General features: G+C 70.1%; 13 protein-coding genes. 6 read left to right on the forward strand and 7 right to left on the reverse strand.

Annotated elements, in window-relative coordinates:
- Positions 1–176 precede the first annotated feature (176 nt).
- Entirely contained in the window at positions 177–434 is a 258-nt protein-coding gene (locus ACPOLB_RS05615) for a heavy-metal-associated domain-containing protein (protein ID WP_425260329.1), read from the forward strand.
- Between the two features lie 329 nt (positions 435–763).
- On the opposite strand, the gene ACPOLB_RS05620 is transcribed toward ACPOLB_RS05615, so the two are convergent.
- From ACPOLB_RS05620 to ACPOLB_RS05630, 3 genes are all read right to left on the reverse strand, one after another.
- Positions 764–3,247 carry a DNA repair protein gene (locus ACPOLB_RS05620; protein ID WP_425260330.1) on the reverse strand — a complete coding sequence of 828 codons (2,484 nt, stop codon included), beginning with the start codon at positions 3,245–3,247 and terminating at the stop codon, positions 764–766.
- 90 nt (positions 3,248–3,337) lie between these two features.
- Positions 3,338–4,672 carry a metallophosphoesterase family protein gene (locus ACPOLB_RS05625; protein WP_425260331.1) on the reverse strand — a complete coding sequence of 445 codons (1,335 nt, stop codon included), beginning with the start codon at positions 4,670–4,672 and terminating at the stop codon, positions 3,338–3,340.
- Positions 4,673–4,785: 113 nt separating this feature from the next.
- Complete coding sequence (locus ACPOLB_RS05630) at positions 4,786–6,099, reverse strand: hypothetical protein (protein ID WP_425260332.1); 1,314 nt, start codon at positions 6,097–6,099, stop codon at positions 4,786–4,788.
- A gap of 153 nt (positions 6,100–6,252) precedes the next feature.
- Between ACPOLB_RS05630 and ACPOLB_RS05635 the strand changes: the two genes are divergently transcribed.
- Positions 6,253–6,924, forward strand: a complete 672-nt coding sequence (locus ACPOLB_RS05635; protein WP_425260333.1) for a DUF6988 family protein — start codon at positions 6,253–6,255, stop codon at positions 6,922–6,924.
- Here the strand turns inward: ACPOLB_RS05635 and ACPOLB_RS05640 are convergent.
- The 3 genes from ACPOLB_RS05640 to ACPOLB_RS05650 form a co-directional block, all read right to left on the reverse strand.
- Positions 6,842–8,128 carry a DUF1173 family protein gene (locus ACPOLB_RS05640; RefSeq protein ID WP_425260334.1) on the reverse strand — a complete coding sequence of 429 codons (1,287 nt, stop codon included), beginning with the start codon at positions 8,126–8,128 and terminating at the stop codon, positions 6,842–6,844. The two genes, ACPOLB_RS05635 and ACPOLB_RS05640, sit on opposite strands and share 83 nt — an antisense overlap.
- 32 nt (positions 8,129–8,160) lie before the next feature.
- Positions 8,161–9,093, reverse strand: coding sequence for a site-specific integrase (locus ACPOLB_RS05645; RefSeq protein WP_425260336.1), 933 nt, complete (start codon positions 9,091–9,093; stop codon positions 8,161–8,163).
- Positions 9,094–9,218: 125 nt separating this feature from the next.
- Complete coding sequence (locus ACPOLB_RS05650; RefSeq protein WP_425260337.1) at positions 9,219–10,208, reverse strand: hypothetical protein; 990 nt, start codon at positions 10,206–10,208, stop codon at positions 9,219–9,221.
- Positions 10,209–10,530: 322 nt separating this feature from the next.
- On the opposite strand from ACPOLB_RS05650, the gene ACPOLB_RS05655 reads away from it, so the two are divergent.
- The 4 genes from ACPOLB_RS05655 to ACPOLB_RS05670 all read left to right on the forward strand — a co-directional run bounded on the left by ACPOLB_RS05655 (position 10,531) and on the right by ACPOLB_RS05670 (position 15,213).
- A complete protein-coding gene (locus ACPOLB_RS05655; RefSeq protein ID WP_425260338.1) occupies positions 10,531–10,644 on the forward strand; it encodes a rubrivinodin family lasso peptide in 114 nt (37 codons plus the stop codon).
- 110 nt (positions 10,645–10,754) lie between these two features.
- Positions 10,755–11,483 (forward strand): lasso peptide biosynthesis B2 protein, encoded by a 729-nt coding sequence (locus ACPOLB_RS05660; protein WP_425260339.1) that lies wholly within the window; start codon positions 10,755–10,757, stop codon positions 11,481–11,483.
- A 21-nt stretch (positions 11,484–11,504) separates the two neighbouring features.
- The gene (locus ACPOLB_RS05665) at positions 11,505–13,325 is read left to right on the forward strand and encodes an asparagine synthase-related protein (protein ID WP_425260340.1); all 1,821 of its coding nucleotides are present in this window, start codon (positions 11,505–11,507) and stop codon (positions 13,323–13,325) included.
- Positions 13,326–13,347: 22 nt separating this feature from the next.
- Positions 13,348–15,213, forward strand: coding sequence for an ATP-binding cassette domain-containing protein (locus ACPOLB_RS05670; RefSeq protein WP_425260341.1), 1,866 nt, complete (start codon positions 13,348–13,350; stop codon positions 15,211–15,213).
- Here ACPOLB_RS05670 and ACPOLB_RS05675 read toward each other — a convergent pair whose 3' ends face one another.
- The gene (locus tag ACPOLB_RS05675; protein WP_425260342.1) at positions 15,214–17,616 is read right to left on the reverse strand and encodes a hypothetical protein; all 2,403 of its coding nucleotides are present in this window, start codon (positions 17,614–17,616) and stop codon (positions 15,214–15,216) included.
- Positions 17,617–17,623: the final 7 nt, after the last annotated feature.

Consider the following 17,623-nt stretch of genomic DNA (forward strand, 5'->3'; position numbering starts at 1 on the left):
TATCGGGTCCGCAGTCGGTTGATGCCGCAGGAGCTTCAGCCTTCCCATGATGGGAATGTCAACCGGCTGCGCTGTCGATCCCGACCTGCAGGTGAGGTCTTGTGGATGGCTGGCTTGACCTTCCCACGAGGGCAAGCCTGAAAGTCAGGCATCCCAACCAGCAGAAGGAGCACCCCATGATTGCATTCGAAGTCCAGGACATGACCTGCGGCCACTGCGCCAGCACGATCACCAAGGCGCTGAAGTCAGCGGACCGGGGAGTCAAGGTCACGATCGACCTGCCAAAGCATCTGGTGCTGGTCGAGCCGACCGAGGCCGATGCGCAGCAGCTGCAGGACGCCATCGCCGAGGCGGGCTACACGCCGGTTCGGGCTGAGGCGGCACAGGTTGACCCTGCATCCCAAGGCGGCTCCTGCTGCGGGCACTGCCGCTGAGGCCGCTCCGCCATCGCGACCGATGGCCGAACAACCGCAGGACGGCAAGCATGTCGCTCCGTCCATCGGGATGCGTCCAGGCGCGCCTCCGGTCTAGTGCAGATCGTCGGCGACCCCGGGTCGCTGCCCGGAGACCACGGCCCGGGGATGGCGAGGCTCAGTCACTGGCCGCCATGCAGCCGCTAGCCACCGCCGTCATGCGCCGGTACAACGCCTGAACCTCCGCCATCCGATAGGGGGGAGAGCGGCCACTTGGTTCATGCGCGGCGAACGCCCGCAGACAGGAACGCTTCGCTGTGTTGCATGTGCTGCGGTGGGGAACCAGACGATCAGGCCAAGCATCCAGGCGCAGTCATCGACTCGAGATCGATCACCGCATCCGCCATCGCTGTCAGCTCCGGAGTCTGCGACACGAAGAGTTCCCGCGCGTAGCCACCCAGTTCCAGCACACGCCGCTTCATCGCCATGAACCTGCGCTTGCGCTCCAGGTCCAGCGGTCCGTCGGCTTCGTCGGAGAACAGGGTGTCGTAGCGCCGGCCGGTGTTCTGCGCCAAATACAGCGCCACGGCCCGCACCAAGCACTCGTTGATCCAGACCTTCTCGCCGCCGCTCATCGCCGTGACGCTCTTGTCCTCGCCCGACTCTGCGTCGTAGACGCGGATGTCGAAGCCCTCGCGCTGCTCGCCCTTGGCCGTCTCCTGCAGGGTCTCGATGGCCACCGTGAAGCGCGGGCCATAGCAGGCCAGCAGCAGATCGTTCACCAGGCCGGACAAGGTCGGCCCCGCATCGTCGATGGCCAGCGCGATCAGGCCATCGTTGCCCATGCAGCGGGCGAACAGCAGCCAGTTCGCGAGTTCCTGCTCCACCCGTGCCGTGCGGGCCGCGGCTGCGTCACGCCTCCGGCCATGCTCCTCCATCTGGGTCGACAGGGCGGTAAGCGCCTGCGCGTCGCGGACAGCGGCCAGATGCGAGCGCTCCGCCTCATCCAGGACACCGTGCCAGCGCTCCACCTGGGCTCGAGCATGTGCGAGCCGCGCAGCGACTGGCGGTGCCGGCAGTGCGTCGATCGCGGTCTGAAGTCGCTGGATGGCCGCCTGTGTCTGAGCTTCCAGCAGCGAGACACGCTCGGCAACGCGCATCCGGCTGGCGATGATCTGCTGGCGCTCGGCCGCTTCGGAGTCGGTGTCGATCGCGATGTCCGCCCCGGCCGACGGGTCTTGAGTTGGAGGAAGAGCGGCGAGTTCGTCCTCCGCTTCGACAAGACCCGCGCGCGCCTGGCCCATCTCCGCCTCGCGCGCAGCCAAGGCGGCATAGGCCGTCTGACGGGCCAGGGCTCGCCTCGACTGGCACTCGGCCCGGCTCAGGCTCTGCGGTGCGCCGACGTTGAGGCTTGCCGCCTCTTGCAGGGCTTGCAGTTCAAGCCGAAGACTGTCCCGCTCCGCAGCGAGTTGACGAATCCGCTGCTGGGCGCTCGGCGCCAGCGCGGCCGCTTCGCGCGCGTCCGACAGCAGGGTGCATTGGCCCTGCATGGGCATGCCGCTGCACGGCACGCGGTTGCTCAGGGCCAGTCGGCGAGTCAGGTCCTCCGCCTGGAGCGCGGCCTGCCCCGCCTCGCGCTCGAGCAATGCCAGCCGCTGCCCGATCCCTGCGACGGCATCGCGACGACGCGCAAGGTCCTGGACGGCATCGCGAAGCGCCAGCACGCGGTCCTCGCGGCGACGCACCACCTCTGTCGCCAGCGGCAGACGGCGGCCGGCTCGAGCCACCGCGCCCTCGTCCGCCAGCACCCGCTGCAGGGACCGGATGCGGGCCTCCAGTCGTTCGCGCTGCGCCCTGGCCTGCGCGACACGCTGCGCCACACGACCGTCGAGCCGTGCGAGTTGCTCCGTTGCCTCCCGGTCCTGCGTGCGCAGGTCCTGCAGGGTGCGATCACCCTCGGCACGGGCGCCCGCCAGTTCCTCCACCAACTGCGCTCGCCGGCTCTCGACAGCCTTCGCCTGCTCCTGCAGGGCCATCAACGACGCCTCGTGCGTTCGCGCAGCCTCCCGTTGTTCGTGGGCAGCCTGCCGGCTGGCTTGCGCTGCCTTGACCCTCTCGTCCGCGCCGTGCCATCGACGGGCGTCATCCTCCAACCGCTGGCGCTCGGCATCGAACGCGGCTCCCTCGGCGCGCAACGCCGCCAGCGCCGCCTTCAGTTGCCGCGCCGTCTCGCCCGCCTTCTGACCGAGCGCGCGGATGTCCTCCTGCCCCAGCAGATCGGCCAGCAGGGCCTTGATCTCGCCGTTGCGGTAGGTGCTGAGCTGCCGCTTGCCCTGGGCCGAGAAGACCGACGTGAAGAAGGTCTCCGCCGGCCCGCAGATGGCCTCGACGCATCGCGCATAGGTCTCGACCTTGCCATCGGAGACGGTGCCATCGGGCAGCGCGGCGGGAGACCACCTGCCGGCGTCATCCAGCGTCAGCAGGTAGGCCTCGGTCCTGCGGCGGCTCGCGGTGCGGCCGTTCATGCGGATGACCACCTGCGATCGGTAGCAGCGCCCTGCGTGCGCCCAGTGCAGGTCCTTCTCGTTCTCGGGCAGACAGACCTGGTCGTAGTACGAGAAGCCGCCCGGTCCGGCCTGCGCCGCTCGCGACGGCATGGTCAGATAGGGATGCAGGTTGTCCATCACCGTGGACTTTCCGCGGCCGTTGGCGCCTGCGATGGCGACCAGCACGGCACCATCGGCCAGCCGCTCCAGATCGAGGGTCAGCTCGTCCAGCCCGAGGCCGTCGCGGATGCCCCGGAAGCCCCGGAGCCTGAGTGAGAGTGGTTGCATGGCATGCCTCCAGCGCCGCTGGGCGGCGCGATGGGTGTGGTGGGAAGTGAAGCAGCCTGGGCGCCCTTCGGCCGCTGTTCAGGCGAAGCTTCAGGCCGTCTCGAAGAGGTCCAGTCTCGGACCCTTCTCCGCCGGGTCAAGGCCACCCTGTGCCTTGGCACCGGCAGCGGGGATCGCCAGGACTGCCGCGACGATGTCCTCGGGATCGGTCGTCGTCACCCGTTCCAGGCACTCCAGCAGCGGCGGCGCGTGGACGTCCGTCGCCGTGGCCCAGGCCCTGACCTTGTCGGCCAGGCTGACGAGCTGCGAGATGCCGGGCGCGCGGGTGCGCACCACGGGCACGATCCGCCCTTCGAGCCGGACATCGGCGGCGCCGGACAGGGCACGCTCGATGGCGCTGCGGTCCACCTCGTGCCGGTCCTCGTCGGCCACGGTCCATCGGACCCGCACGCTGACGCCGGCCAGTTCATGTGCCCGAACCGCCTCTCGCAACTGGTCCAGGTCGGGCCGGCCTTCGAACACGATGTCCAGCGTCCGTCTCGCAGGAGTCGGTTCGAGGCGACAGTCCACCCCGTCCGGTCCCAACTCCCACAGCAGGAACCCCTTGTCGCCCTGCTCACCGTGGTGGAAGCGACCGATCGACCCGGCGTAGGCGATGCACTGGCGCCGGTCGCCCTCCCCTTGCATCCAGGCCTGGTGCCGGTGGATGTGGCCGAGCAAGGTGGCCTGCGCGCCGGTGCTGAACAGCGCCCCGGTTGTGAACTCGTGGTCGAACCCGGCCATCGGCACGCCGTGCTCGGTCACGCAGCCGAAGACCGTGCCATGCGACACCGCGAGCGTCGGCACGCCGGCAGCCCGGGCTACGCCGTGGATGCCGGCGTAACCCTGCAGCAGCAGGGCCAGCTGCTCGCCCTGGGCCTCGGCGGCAGCGGTGGCGCCGACCGCTGCCGCGACGGCCGCTTTGTTGATCGAGGGAATGCATGTGAACAGTGCCCTGGCGCCAGGCGGCACCTCCGCGAATCGCGGGACTTCGGAAGCGAGCCAAAGGTCGGCGGCAGACGCATCGGTCGCCGACAGGTCCCTAGACGATGCGCAGCCCATCAACGCCACCTGACCGATCCGATCCGCGACGAAGACCCGATGGCGGCTGCCCAGCAACCTGAACACGGACAGCGTGCCGGGCGGCTCGTGCGACCACGTGCCCTGGAGCATCAGCACCGGGCAATGATCGGCCAGCCGCCGCACCTGCGCCAGCAGCCGCAATGCCGCGGGCGCATGCAGGTCCAGGGCGTGATCGGTGGCGTCCCCGGAAATCACGGCAACATCGACGGCAAGTTCGATGGCGCGATCCACGGCCGCCGAGAAGCAGCGATCGGCCTCCTCCAGGTGGCGCGGCCCGTAGTGCAGGTCGGACAGATGCGCCACCCGCAAGCGATGCGCCTGACGGTGCGGAGCGTGCGCTCGCGGATGCCCATCCGGGATGCACGACACCTCCGCAGGGTGCGCACCGGTTCCGCCTGGCGGTTGTCCCGGCGCGCTCACGATGCCACCTGCTGCAGTTCGGCGTTGACCTTGTCCGCGTAGCCCTTCGGATCGTTCCGGAAGCGTTCCAGCTCGCCGAATGCCCGCTGCCGCCCTTGCGGATTGAGCTTCCACCCAGGACCCCAGCGCGTGGCCGCATAGCGCAGCCAGGTCTGAGCAGGCACGCCCATCGAGGCCAGCCGCCCGAGCACATGCTCCAGCGTGGGTGGCATGCCGTCTGCCGCGGGGTCGCTCGCAGCCACAGGTTCGTCGACGGACTCGGGTCCCTGCCCTGGCGTCGAGGAAGCGTTCTCCCGGTGCCCCTGGAGCACGCGGGCGGCAACATCGGCCTGCAGGAGCACGGTGTCCTGATCGTCCTGCTCCCGCATGAGCGTCGCCACGTCGACCGGCGCTTCCAGTTCGATGATCCACTGCGGCACCCGGACAGGCCGCCCATGGTCATCGATGTGCGCCACCTCCATCAGCCGCTTGGTCAGGTAGAACGGCGTGCCCTGGCGGTCCAGGAAACCGGCCAGTCGACCACCCCGCAGGAACGCCACGGTTTCGAAGGTGCGGATTGCCGCATTCATCGCGTAGAAGCTGCGCGTGTGCAGTTCGAAGGCGCTGATCGAGCGGATGCCTGGGATGAAGAACTGGAAGCGTCCGGTGAGGTTGCACTGCCGCTGCTGGTACTCCGGGCAGGACTCCGGCTGGCACAGGCCGCCGTTGTCCTCGCGCGGGATCGCCTTGCGTCCGCCGAACAGCCGCACCGTGCGGCGCCCCGTCGCGTCCACCGGCACCGGTGCGTGCGTCATGCAGTGGCGCCATCGTCCGTCGGCCGAATACTCGGACCAGAAGCGCTTGTCCTGCGCACCCCAGGTGGCCAGTTCATGCGGCATCACGCTCTGCCAGCGATCGGTCGGGAACACCACCGGGAAGCGGTAGAGGCGCCGGCCCTCGCCGCGGTCCTCGCCATGGAGGTCGAGGATCTGCGTCGCCAGTTCCGGGTTCGGGAAGTCCTGGGCGCGCACGGTGAACCACGGCACGTTGCGTGGAACGAGCGGGCTCTTGAGCTCGGGGCAGGCCTCGGCCAGCGCACGCTCGATCTGGTCGAACGACTGGCCCTGGTTCAGGCCCTGGTCGTAGATCGCCTGTGCACGCGGCACCTCGGCGGCCCGGCGGGTCAGGACCTTGATGCCCGCGCGGATCTTGCCGCCCGTGGGCAGGCGGGGCGTTCCGTTCGTGCCGTTACCCAGCAGGGTGGGCAGAGCGACAGGCCCGCCGTAAAGCACGACGGCGGGCCGGGGATCGGGAGATGGAGAAGATGCCATCGGCGTTCCTCGGTGGGCGTCGGGGGATTCCGACGAACCATCGTCCCGCCTCGACCCGTGCTTTCAACCCCGGGTGCCGTCTGGATGCCATGATGCGACTCGGTCCGCACGCCATGGTCCCGTGCTGTCGCATCGTCCGAACCCGTCCCTTCCATGCAAGCCGAGTCGCCCTCCAGCCCAGAAGACAGCGCAGACAACGACGACGAGGAACTGCGGCGGGTACTCGCCGCCTCCGAGGCGTTCGACGATGATCTGCTCGCACTGCTTCGAGCCGGCTGGAACACGTCGTCCCGACGCTCGACCATCTGCCTGGCCTTCTGTCGTTCGGCGATCGAGCATGCGATCGCGCAGCGGGTCCTGATCGAAGCCGGCCTGACGGGAACCGCACTCAGCCTGATCCGCCTGCAGTTCGAGGCGGTTGTCCGTGCCGCCTGGGTGCTTCACGCCGCCAAGGAGGACTGGCTGGACAAGTTCTCCGCGCCGGTGCCAGACGGCGAACTCTCGGAACCCCAGATGGGGCCACCGATCCCCGCCATGATCGACGCCATCGGCGCGGTCGCCGGCCCGGCGGCCACCGAACTGAAGCGACTGCATGGCACCGTCAAGGTGATGCACTCGTTCGTCCACGGAGGTGTCCACCTGGTCGTCCACGCCCTGCGGGGCTACCCCGCAGGGAAGCTGACGTCCGTGCTGCAGAACCGCAACCTGCTCTCGCTGATGCTGGCCAACGTCATCGTGATCGTCAGTCAGGACCCCGGCCTGCGGGGTTCGGTCGGACGGTTGTCGGGCCTGCATGCGGCCTGCATGCCGCCGCTCCAGCGATGAGCCTCGTCGACGGGTCAGGCAGGACCGGCATGGCCTCGCCAGGCAACCAGAGCCAGGACCTGGCCCGGGCAGACTCGAATGCCCTTCGCTTGGCACCCTGCTCGGCCTCGCCCATGAAGCCGCTGACGACATGGAGGTCGACCGGCTCCGCGCCCACGTCCAGCAGGATGGCATTCGCGAACCCGGCCACCGTCCGCGCGTCGTACCGCAGCGGCTTCACGAACCGCCGTCCCTGCGTCACCAGCGCACGGACCAGCGGCGTCTCGTGCACCCCCTCCAGCGGAATCCACTCCTCGCTGGTCAGCATCAGGCTGGCGAGGTCGATCTCGTACGTGTGCTCCCGGCGGGCCCGGATCAGCGCCGCCAGCATGAGTCGCAGCCCTCGCCCTCCGTCCGAGTCGACCGCCTCGAAGAGTGGCGCGAAGCCGCGCTGCACCCGCGCCCAGGTCCGCGCGTCTGCCAGCAAGGGTGCGTCCGGCATGTGGCGGATCCAGATGCGCGCGCCCGCGGGCGCGGACTCCCAGCCCTTGAACTCGCCCAGCACCACCGCCAGCGGCTGCCGCCCGTCATGCGGCTGCAGCACCGACAGCCGGGCACGGCGCCGTTCGGCCTGCTCGGCCTTCGCGGTCTCGCTGAAGGCTTCCGGCACGTACATCCGGTTCGACAGCGGCTCGCCCTTCACCTGGATCGCCTCGGCGGCCTGCATCAGGTACTTGTGAAGCACCGCCTGGTTGCGCTTCCCGGCCATGGCCGGCGACCAGCGGTTGAAGCCGGCCCGCTCGAACAGGAAGTGCATCAGCGCCCGCAGGCTCATCCGGCGACGGGTGCGGCCGACCTCCGACGGCTCGGCAGGCTCGCGGCTCACCCCAGGCCGCCCGGGCACACGCGCCCACGGGAAGTCCACGTGCAGTTCCACCCGCGCCGGATCCAGCTGGACGACGGCCTCGCCGACCAGTTCGCCCAGGCCCGACATCGCAGGCCCCGGCTCGTAGCTCGGGCAGGCGGGGTGATGCCGGTCCCCGGTCTCGGGCATGCGCTTGATCTGGAAGTGGCGATGAAAGGCGACGTACATCTCGACGCCGCCGGCCACGCACAGGCAGCGCGGCCGGCCCGGTGCCTCGTAGGCCTGGGCCAGCAGGACCTGCAGCTGCGGGTCGTCGGCGTCGACCACCCGCCCCCAGATCGCAAAGCGCTGCCCGTCCATCGCGCCTTCCGGGCTTCAGCCGCCGCGCGTGGTCACGCCAGATCCTCGAGCACCTTGGCCAACTCCGGCCGCGGTCGCGGCAACTGCTCGCGCACGGCACTGCGCTCGGCAATGCCCAGCACCAGTCCGACCTGGTCCTCGTCGGCACCACGCTCGTACATGCGCGACATCAGGGTCAGCCGTGCCGACTGCGTGCACAGGCCAAGGACGTCGGCTTGGCGGAAGATCTTGCGGTAGATCTCCAGCATGGGACGGCAAACCGTGCGGTTCTGGCCTTCACCGCCGTTCGGCGTGATCGCATAGACCTCGCCGTCCGCGCCAAGGAACAGAGGACTCGTCGGGTCCAGGCCGCGCCAGCGCTCGTCCGCGCCATGGCCATGCCCGGCCCGGATCCGTTCGTCGAGGTAGGCGCCGAGCGCTTCATCGAGACGCCGGTGGTGGAAGCACAGCGGCCGAACCTTGCCGTTGATGGCGACCTCGGCGCGAACCCTCGACGCGCGCCGCACACCGCCATCCTCCAGCAGGTAGTCGGCCACCTGCAGCCGCGCGACCTCCAGCGGACGCAGACCGGTCGCGAACGACAGGTGGTAGAGCGCCAGGTCGTGCAGCGGCCGTGCCGACCGGCTGCACACGCGGCGCGCGCCGAGCGCGACCTCGTCCGGCAGCAGCACGCGGGCTTCGCGCTGGGAGCGCACCTGGGCGGGTTCGAACTGCTCCAGGGCCTGCAGGATCGCCTGCCGGTGCATGCGCAAGCGCTTCACGCAAGCTGCCCCGCTCTGCTGCAGGCCCGCCACGCCCACGACCTGGGTGAGCTGGATCGCCAGGCACTTGACGCGCCGGTCGACGGCCGACCGCGACAACCCCCATCGCTGCGCCACGCGTTCGTAAGGATCGCCACTAACCACTTCGCGCAGCAGCTGGACGTCCTGCCGGCGCTGATCCACCTTCTCGAGCCTCTGATCCATCGCTGCTCCTCGAGACTGCCGAAGCACATGGACGGTCGCTGACCGACCGCGCTCCGAATTCCGGGGGGAGCTCCGGCCCGCCCCCGCACCCTGCCCCTCCACCTGGACGCGCGAACGCGGCGCAGTCATCCCGGCCTCATCGAGAGCGCGATCGCTTCGTCGACGAGGCGATTCCTCGGCGTCGACAGGATCTGCCGGTCCTCTGGCCGGTGGCGGCACGCCTGCATCTGTTCACTGAGCGTGGCCTTGGCCCGCTGGAAGTGGCGCGCGACCGACGCCGCAGGGCACAGGCCAATGTCCATCGCCAGACAGGCCACCAAGGCCCGTCCCCGTGCACCGATCGCCCCCGGTGTGCCGGCCAGGCCGACCGCACTGCGCACCCCCAGCCGGGTGAGGACCCAGCGTTCCAGGATGCGCAGCGCGCCATCGATGCCATCCGCACCGCCGGCCGCCACCAGCGCCGCCGCCGCGCCCCGCACCTCGCGTGCCATCGTCTGCATCGGGCCGACGGTGCCGACCGCCAGTGCCAGGCCACGCGACAGTTCCCATTGGCGAAGCTCCATCGCACTGGGCCGCTGGGCCAGGCAGGACCGCAGAGCCTTGCGCGCGGCTGGCACGGGGTCGCCGAAGAGCTCCAGCAGCGGCCGTGCATCGAAGCCCATGGCCCGTCGCAGGCCCAGCGCGGTGCGCAGCGCCGAGTTCGCATGGTGCGATGGGGCGGCGCACACGCCCAGTGCCACCGGACGCCAGGCCAGCATCCGCACTTCGGCTCGCAGCGCAGCATCCGAAGCGACGCGGTGCGCCCGGTAGCGCCCGGCAAAGACCGGCCCACGCACGGCCTGGGCCTCGCGGACCCAGCGCGCAACGATGTTGGCGACGGCACGGGCCAGGTCACCTGGCGAGTCGTCGGGGGCGAGTCTCGACAGCACATGGACTTCCGTCGGCGTGAGCAAGTAGTCGACCAGCACCCGGCCACGCCGCCCGTGGGCATCGAGCAGCCGGCCACGGATCCGCTCGACCAGCGTGTCGCCGGCGAGCAGATCACGGCCGATGGCCGCCTGCCAGCAGATGTGCCAGTGCGTGACAGCAGACTGTGCGCAGACAGGTGGATCCATGACACGTTGACGATCCAGCCGCGCAAACCCTCATCCTCGCCGCCATAACAGCGTGTTTGGCGTTCGGTCTGCAGGGCTCGCTGCGCCGGCGCATCCGCGACGCGACCGAACAGCTGCGCCCGCGCAGCAGCAGCACAGCCCTCCGTCGGCCTCTCCGGCATGCCCAGGGCATTTCCGCAAGGGGCGTCGGCGCGCCGACCGAACGCTGCATGGCACCTCGATCTTTGGTTGCCCTGCTGCGGCGCGCGCCCTTACCTTGACCTGGCCCGAGGCGACTTGCCGAGGGCAGTCTCCATGTCAACCCAACCTGAAGGAGTTCGTGATGAACGAAGCAACGGAACTGGACATCGTCGACCTGGGCGATGCGAAGGAACAGACCAAGGGCATCGTGCTGCCGGGCAGCGAAGAGAACTTCACGCTGCCGGGCCGCCAATGACCCGCACGGGCTGACACAGCCCACCCGGCGCGCAGCGCAAGGCTCTGCCTGCGCGCTGCGCGCCGGGTCTCCCGCGGTCAGCCTGCTGCCCTCTTCGGATCCGGCACCCCATGTCCGTCCATCTGTGTCTTGCTCCCCACGTTCGCGCCTGCGCGCACGGCGGCCAGGTGATCCTGCTGGACCTGCGGAAAGGCCGGTACCTCGGCGTTGCAGGCACACGATTCGCACCGCTGGGATCCGCCGTCAGCGGCTGGCCCCGCCCCGACCACATCCCGCCCGGCGCGCCAACGCCAACGTCGGGCGCGCTGGACGCGCTGGCCGCACCGCTGCTGCGCCAGGGTCTGCTGACCCGCAGCCCATCGCCGTTGCATGCTCAAGCGAACGCCGCACTGCCAGAAGCCGCACGCACACTCAACGCGGAGGAACTCGTCGGCACCGCGCCGGTGGACGCGGCGTGCCTCGTCCGGTTCGTTCGCTGCAGCGCCGCAGCGGGTCTGCGCCTGCGCCTGCTGCCCTTGCAGCACATCGCCCATCGCATCACGATGCGCCGGACGCAAACAGCAAGCACGACCCAGGTGCCGGCCAGCCATGACCGACTGCGCATCGCCGTGGCAGCGTACCTGCACCTTCGGCCACTGCTGCTCACCGCGCACGATCGCTGCCTGCAAGACTCGCTGTCCCTGCTGGGTTTCCTGGCTGCAGAAGGCTGGCGCCCGCACTGGGTCATCGGCGTCACCACGCAACCTCTTCGGGCGCACGCCTGGGTGCAGGCGGGCGATCTCGTGCTCAGCGACCTGCACGAGAACGTGCGCCGCTACACCCCCATCCTCGTCGCCTGACCGTCTGTTGGAGAGACCGGCTTGTTCCGCTTCCTCGCGCTGGTCTGGGACGACACGCTGGGCCACCAGCGCGCCACGGCGCATCGTCTGGCGCAGGCCCTGCACAGGACTGCTTCATGGACACCCGCTCTGCAGGCGGGCGGGCTGTCGGTGTTCACGGCAGGCGGCGGCGCCGATGGCAATGGCACCTACCACCTGCCTCACCACCGCGGCGTGGTGCTCGGCAGGCTGTTCCGCAGGGGCGACGGCGCCGGGCCCCATGCGGACGCCGGGCCGCTGCGGCCCGGGGAGGCAGCGACCATCCTCCGGCAGCATGGTCGGGCGCTCGTCTCCGCGTGGTGGGGACGCTACGTCGCCTTCCTGCAGAGCGAGGACGGCCAGTGGACGGTCCTGCGCGATCCGACCGGAAGCCTGCCCTGCTTCCTGCGCGCGCACGAGGGCCTGCACATCGTGTTCTCGTGGCTCGAGGATCTGACCGCCATGCCGGGCGTGCCCTTGCCGCCCATCGCGTGGCACCGCCTCGCCGCGCACCTGCGACTGGGAGAGTCTGCAGGCCACGAGACCGTGCTCGATGGCGTGGAACGGGTGCTCCCTGGAGAGGCCGTGCATCTGCGCAGCGGTGTCACGCGCCGTGAACTGTTCTGGGACGCCCTGGGCTTTGCCCGGACCGTGCTCGACGAAGATCCCGCGCAACTCGCACCCCGGCTGCGCGACACGGTGCAGTACTGCGCACGCTCCTGGGCCCAAGGACAGGAACGCATCCTGCTCCGCCTGTCGGGCGGCCTGGACTCTTCCATCCTGGCCAGCTGCCTGACTGCGACCGGCACGGCCGCCGAGATCCTGTGCGTGAACTACCACTCGCCCGGTGCAGACACCGACGAGCGTCACCACGCGCGTCGTTCCGCCCGGCACGCCGGGCTCGACCTCATCGAGTGCGAGCGCGACGACGGCTTCCGGCTTGAGCGGGTCCTGCAGGTGGCGCTCACGCCCTCGCCGGCCACCTATGTCGGCCGGATGGCTGCCTCGGCACGCGATGCCGATCTGAGCCAACGCCACCGCGCCCCTTGCCTCTTCACCGGTGCGGGCGGTGACCAGTTGTTCTTCGAACTGCGCACCTGGTGGCCAGCTGCCGACTTCCTGCACTTGCATGGCTTCGCCCGCGGCTGTTGGCGTGCCGCGATGGATGCAGCCCGGCTGGCGCACCTGTCCGTCTACCGGACCATGGCACTGGCTCTGCGACACCGGTTCGGCCTGCGCGCCGAAGGCGACGAACTCGCCTGGCCGATGGCCTTGCTTGGCGGCGCGGCAGCTCACGCCGAACCGATGGACAGCCACGCGCATCCGTTGCTCCGTGAAGCCACAGAACTGCCGATCGGCAAGCGAAACCACGTCCGCATGCTGCTGCACCCACTGGCCTACTACGACCCCTACGAGCGCGAACGTGCGCCGGCCGCGGTCAACCCGCTGCTGTCCCAACCACTGATCGAGCTCTGCCTGCAACTTCCGACCTATGTCCTCACACAAGGCGGACAGGGCCGGGCGCTGGCGCGTCGTGCCTTCGCCGCCGAGCTGCCGCCAGAGATCGCTGCGCGGCGCTCGAAGGGCAGCATCGACCAGCACCTCAAGACCGTGCTGGCCAACAACCTGCCGTTTGCGCGCTCGCTGCTGCTCGACGGCGAACTCGTCGCGCGCGGCTTGCTCGACCGCCAGAAGGTCGAAGCTGCGCTGTCGGACAAGCCGGACCGGACCACGGTGCACGTGACCGAGATCCATGGCCACATCGCCATCGAAGCCTGGCTGCAGCGATGGCGCTCGGCGGCGCACGCCAGTGCAGTCTCCTAGCGTGTCGCGACAGCGATCCAGCGTGGGCGACCTGCTGGCGACGGTCCGACTGTTGCGAGCAGCCGCGGACCGCGTCGTCCTCAGCCGCCTGGCGCTGGCTCTGCTGCTTGTCACGGCCGGTGGTCTGCTTGGCGGTCTGGCACCGCTCGCTCTGCAGGCGCTCGTGGACGGCGTCTCGAACCCCGAACAGGCACTGCCGCCAGCCGGGCACGACACGCGCTCAGCGCTGCTGCTCGCAGGAAGCTACGTCGCAGCGCTGGCGGGTGCCCGCCTGTTCGCGGCGTTGCGCGCCTTTCCCGCCAGTGTGGCGGAACAACGCCTGAGCGCCAACCTGGTCAGCCGCGGTTTCGACCGGCTGCTGGGCCAGCCCCTGACCAGCCAGCTCGGCCAGCGTCCGGGCGCACCGGTGCACGCCCTCGACCAGGCGTCGGCGGGATGCCAGATCCTCGTCGCGCACCTGCTGGGCAGCGTCGTCCCTGTGGTGGTCGAGCTCTGTACCGTGGTCGGCGTGCTGATCCACGTCGGACAGCCCGCGATCGTGGCGGCGTTCAGCGGAACCGCGCTCGCCTATCTGGCGCTGCAGGTCGCGGCGGCGCCGCGAACCGTCGCACGGGCACAAGCCGTCGCCCAGTCTGCACAGGCGGTGCGCGCATCGCTGACGGAAGGCCTGTCCCAGCCCGAGACCGTCAAGGGCCTCGGCGCGGAGCAAGCCGTCCGGCAGCGACTCGCCACGACGCTGGACAGCCTGCAACGGTGTTGGCGCGCGCTCGGCGCGCAGCACGCCTTGCTCGGCATCGCGAACGCCGGCTGCGTGGCCGTGTGCCTCGTGGTGCTGCTGGCGCTGGCGATCGACGGGCTCCAGGCCCGGACGCTCACGAGCGGCGGCTTCGTGCTGATCAACGTCTACCTGCTGCAGATGCTGCGCCCGCTCGAAGCCTTGGGCATCGCCACACGGGACATCGCCCAGGCCCTGGGGTTCATGCGACCCTTGCTCCAGATGATGGCCGCCGGCGGCTGCCACGGCCAGAAACCCGAGCCATCACCCGCGCGCGCGGAGCTGCACTCCACGACGGACCCGTCCGCGGCAACGATCGCGCCGCCCCACGCAAGCGCGCAACGCGCGGCGCCCGCGGTCCGGCTGCGCGGCGTGCGGTTCGGCTACGACCCCTCGCGCCCGCTGCTGCAGAACATCGACCTTGATGTCCCGCCGGGCAGCATGCTGGGCCTGGTCGGTCCCAGCGGCAGCGGCAAGTCGTCGTTGATCCGGCTGTTGCTGCGCCTGGTCGAGCCCCAGGCCGGTACCGTGCTGCTGGACGATGTACCCCTGGCCGCCCTGTCGCTGGAACGGCTGCGCGCGACGACTGGCGTGGTGTTCCAGGACAACCTGATGATCGACGACACGCTGGCAGCCAACGTCGCGTTCGGTTTCCGCGGAGCGACGCGACAGGACATCGAGGTGGCAGCTCGTCATGCCCAGCTCCACGACCGGGTCGCCGCGATGCCGGATGGCTACGACACCCGGATCGGCGACCGCGGGCTGCTGCTCTCGGGCGGGGAGCGCCAGCGTGTCGCGATCGCCCGTGCGCTGCTCCGGAGCCCTCGCCTGCTGCTGCTCGACGAGTCGACCTCGATGCTGGACACGGGCACCGAAGCCGCACTGCTCCGGGGGCTCCGCAACGCCGTGCCGGACTGCACGACGATCCTCGTCGCGCATCGCCTTTCCAGCGTTCGCCTGGCACAGCGCATCGCCGTGCTGAAGGGCGGGGTCATCGTGGAAAGTGGTGACCACGCCAGCCTGATGGCGCAGGGAGGCGCCTACGCCAGTCTCTGGCAAGCCCAGGCTCTCCGCAGTCCCTTGCAGGCCGAGGATCCAGGCCGGCGGCAGTGACTACCGGGCGGCCTGAAGCCGGGTGCACGGCGGACGGCGTTGATCGACACGGCGGAGCTCGGACATCTGGCGCCACCGTGTGTACTGGTTCCGCAGCGACTCCGCGGTCTCGCCCGCCAGCAGCGGCTCCTCGCGCTCGGTGTCCAGGAGCCAGAAGCGAAACCAGTCGACGTTGCCCTGCAGCGAAACCATGCGGTCGCCGGGATGGGACAGCGAGTGCGAGCCGTCCGGAATGACGATCATCTCGGCCGCCTTGTACTGCCGGCGCAGCAGCGCATACACATCCCAGTTGTTCAGCACAGCGGGCCCGTAGGTCTCGATGCGCATCGCCGCGCGCACACAGTCGGTGTGCAGGGCCGGGTCGTTGCGAACCCAGTTCTCGAGTGTGGGACCGTAGGCCGGCCCGCCATTGATCGCCTCCTTGCGGGTCACCATGTTGTCCCCGGCGCCATACGTGACGGCCACCGAGAACATCGTGTTGGCGTCCCCGTCCGACACCGTGGCGGCGCGGATGGGAATGTCGGTGAAGGTCACCAGGTTGAGCACACGTTCCCCGGTGGCGCTCCAGCCCATGATCCCGATCCTGTCCGCGTCGACCAATCCCTCACGCACCAGGGCTTCGATCGCTCCGCGGACGCCGTCAGCGAAGGTGTCCACGGCCGCCCGTTCGTTGGTCGGCCGGTCCGTGGTGGGCCCGAGCGGCAGCGCCAGCACGAGCAGGCCTTCCCGCAGGAACGCCCTGCCGGCGAACCCGCTGCTGACCCCGTCGGCGATGTTGGCCCCATCCAGGTAGAAGCGCTCGGGCAGGAAACCATAGGTCTGGATGACCAGCGGCCGACGCACGCCCGGCACGTGATCCGACGGCAGCAGCAGGCCACCATCCCATTGCCGGCCCTTGCCGTCGCGCCAGGAGTACGCCCTGGCGCTCCCCCAGGTGTCGGCCACATAGGCAGGGTTCAGGTCGGTCAGCCGAATCCGTTGCCCATCCGACCCGATGGCCCACAGGTCCGGCGGCTGGTTCAGCGCCTGCTCGAGGCGCAGCGACCAGCGGCGCCGGCCATTCGCCAATCCAGCGCCAGCATCAGGGACCGCGTCGATCTCTCTCCACGACCCACCGGGTTCGCGCTCGAACCAGCGCCGGCGCGTGCCGTCCATCGCGACAAAGGCGTCCCGCGGTCCGGTCACGGCATAGGCGGCCTCCAGCCGCACATCAAGGCTTGCGATGACCGCCATGCGTCCCGTGTCCGGCCAGTACTCCACGATGTGCGACCCGTTCCCGCGGCCCGCAGCCAGCGGCAGGTGGGTTCCCGCAATCACCACGGACTGTCCCCCCCGCTGCCACAGCCGGTCCGAGCGCGACTGTCCGACGCCGGGCCAGGCGTCGTCGGGCGCGTCGATCACCGCCTGCTCGTGTCCGTCAGCCAGCCGGTAGGCCACCAGCCGGCGCACGACATAGGTCCTGGGCCGCGAGAAGTAGCCGATCGGATCGATCTTCAGCGAGGGCCCGGCCCGCTGCAGCAGGTCGGCCACGAACGGGTACTCGGCTGCCCAGCCCAGTTGCCGGTCCAGCTCGTACCGAGGCAGCAGCGCCCAGCGCCCGTCGGGCGAGATGCTCACGCTGGGGGCCTGGCTGCTGCGCTCGGCGAACACCGGGCCGAGGGGCCGCGCCGCCCCCTGGCCGTCACCCGTGGTCGCGAAGTAGCGGTACTGCCGGTCCTGCGCGCGGAGGTCGTTCTGTCCGAACATCACCGACCAGAACGACTGGTTGGCAACCACGACGCTGCGCGCCCCGGGCGCCAAGGGCGGCTTCGGAACTTGCGCGACGTAGACGACCTGCCGCAAGTCGTCGGAGACGGCGAAGGAGACGATGGGCAGGGTCTCGCGCGTCAGTCGGGCAAGCTGTGCCGTCCGCACATCCAGGCGATAGGCCTGGTGCACGCCGGTGTCGATGCGGCCCAGGAACACGAGCGTGTGCGACCCGATCCAGCGCACGTCCCGGATGGCTGGATCCAGGTACGACGGATCGCGGGACGCCGCCACGGTCAGCAGCGTCCTGCTGGCGGCCACGCGCCCGGCGCCCAGGCGGTCAGGATCCAGGTCCAGCAGCACGATGCGGAACAGATTTCGGCCTGCTGCGACATCGGCCGTGCGGGTGACGATGAAGGCCTGGCGGCCATCCGGCGCGACCTGGGTCTGCAACGCGTCCGCGTCGCTGTCGCGCGGCTGCACCAGGCGGGTGAACGCGACGACGTCCTGGACGGTGGGCCCGACGCCGGCCACGGCTTGGCCCGCGCTGCCGGCAACGAGCGCGAGCAGCAACCACCCACCGCAGCAACGCAGGCCGGCGGCCAGCCACCGATCGGGGCGCACCCACCGCGGGTGCGCAAGAAGAGCAAGACACATGGGAGAT

The organism is Rubrivivax soli (assembly GCF_049810355.1).
GTDB lineage: Bacteria > Pseudomonadota > Gammaproteobacteria > Burkholderiales > Burkholderiaceae_C > Rubrivivax.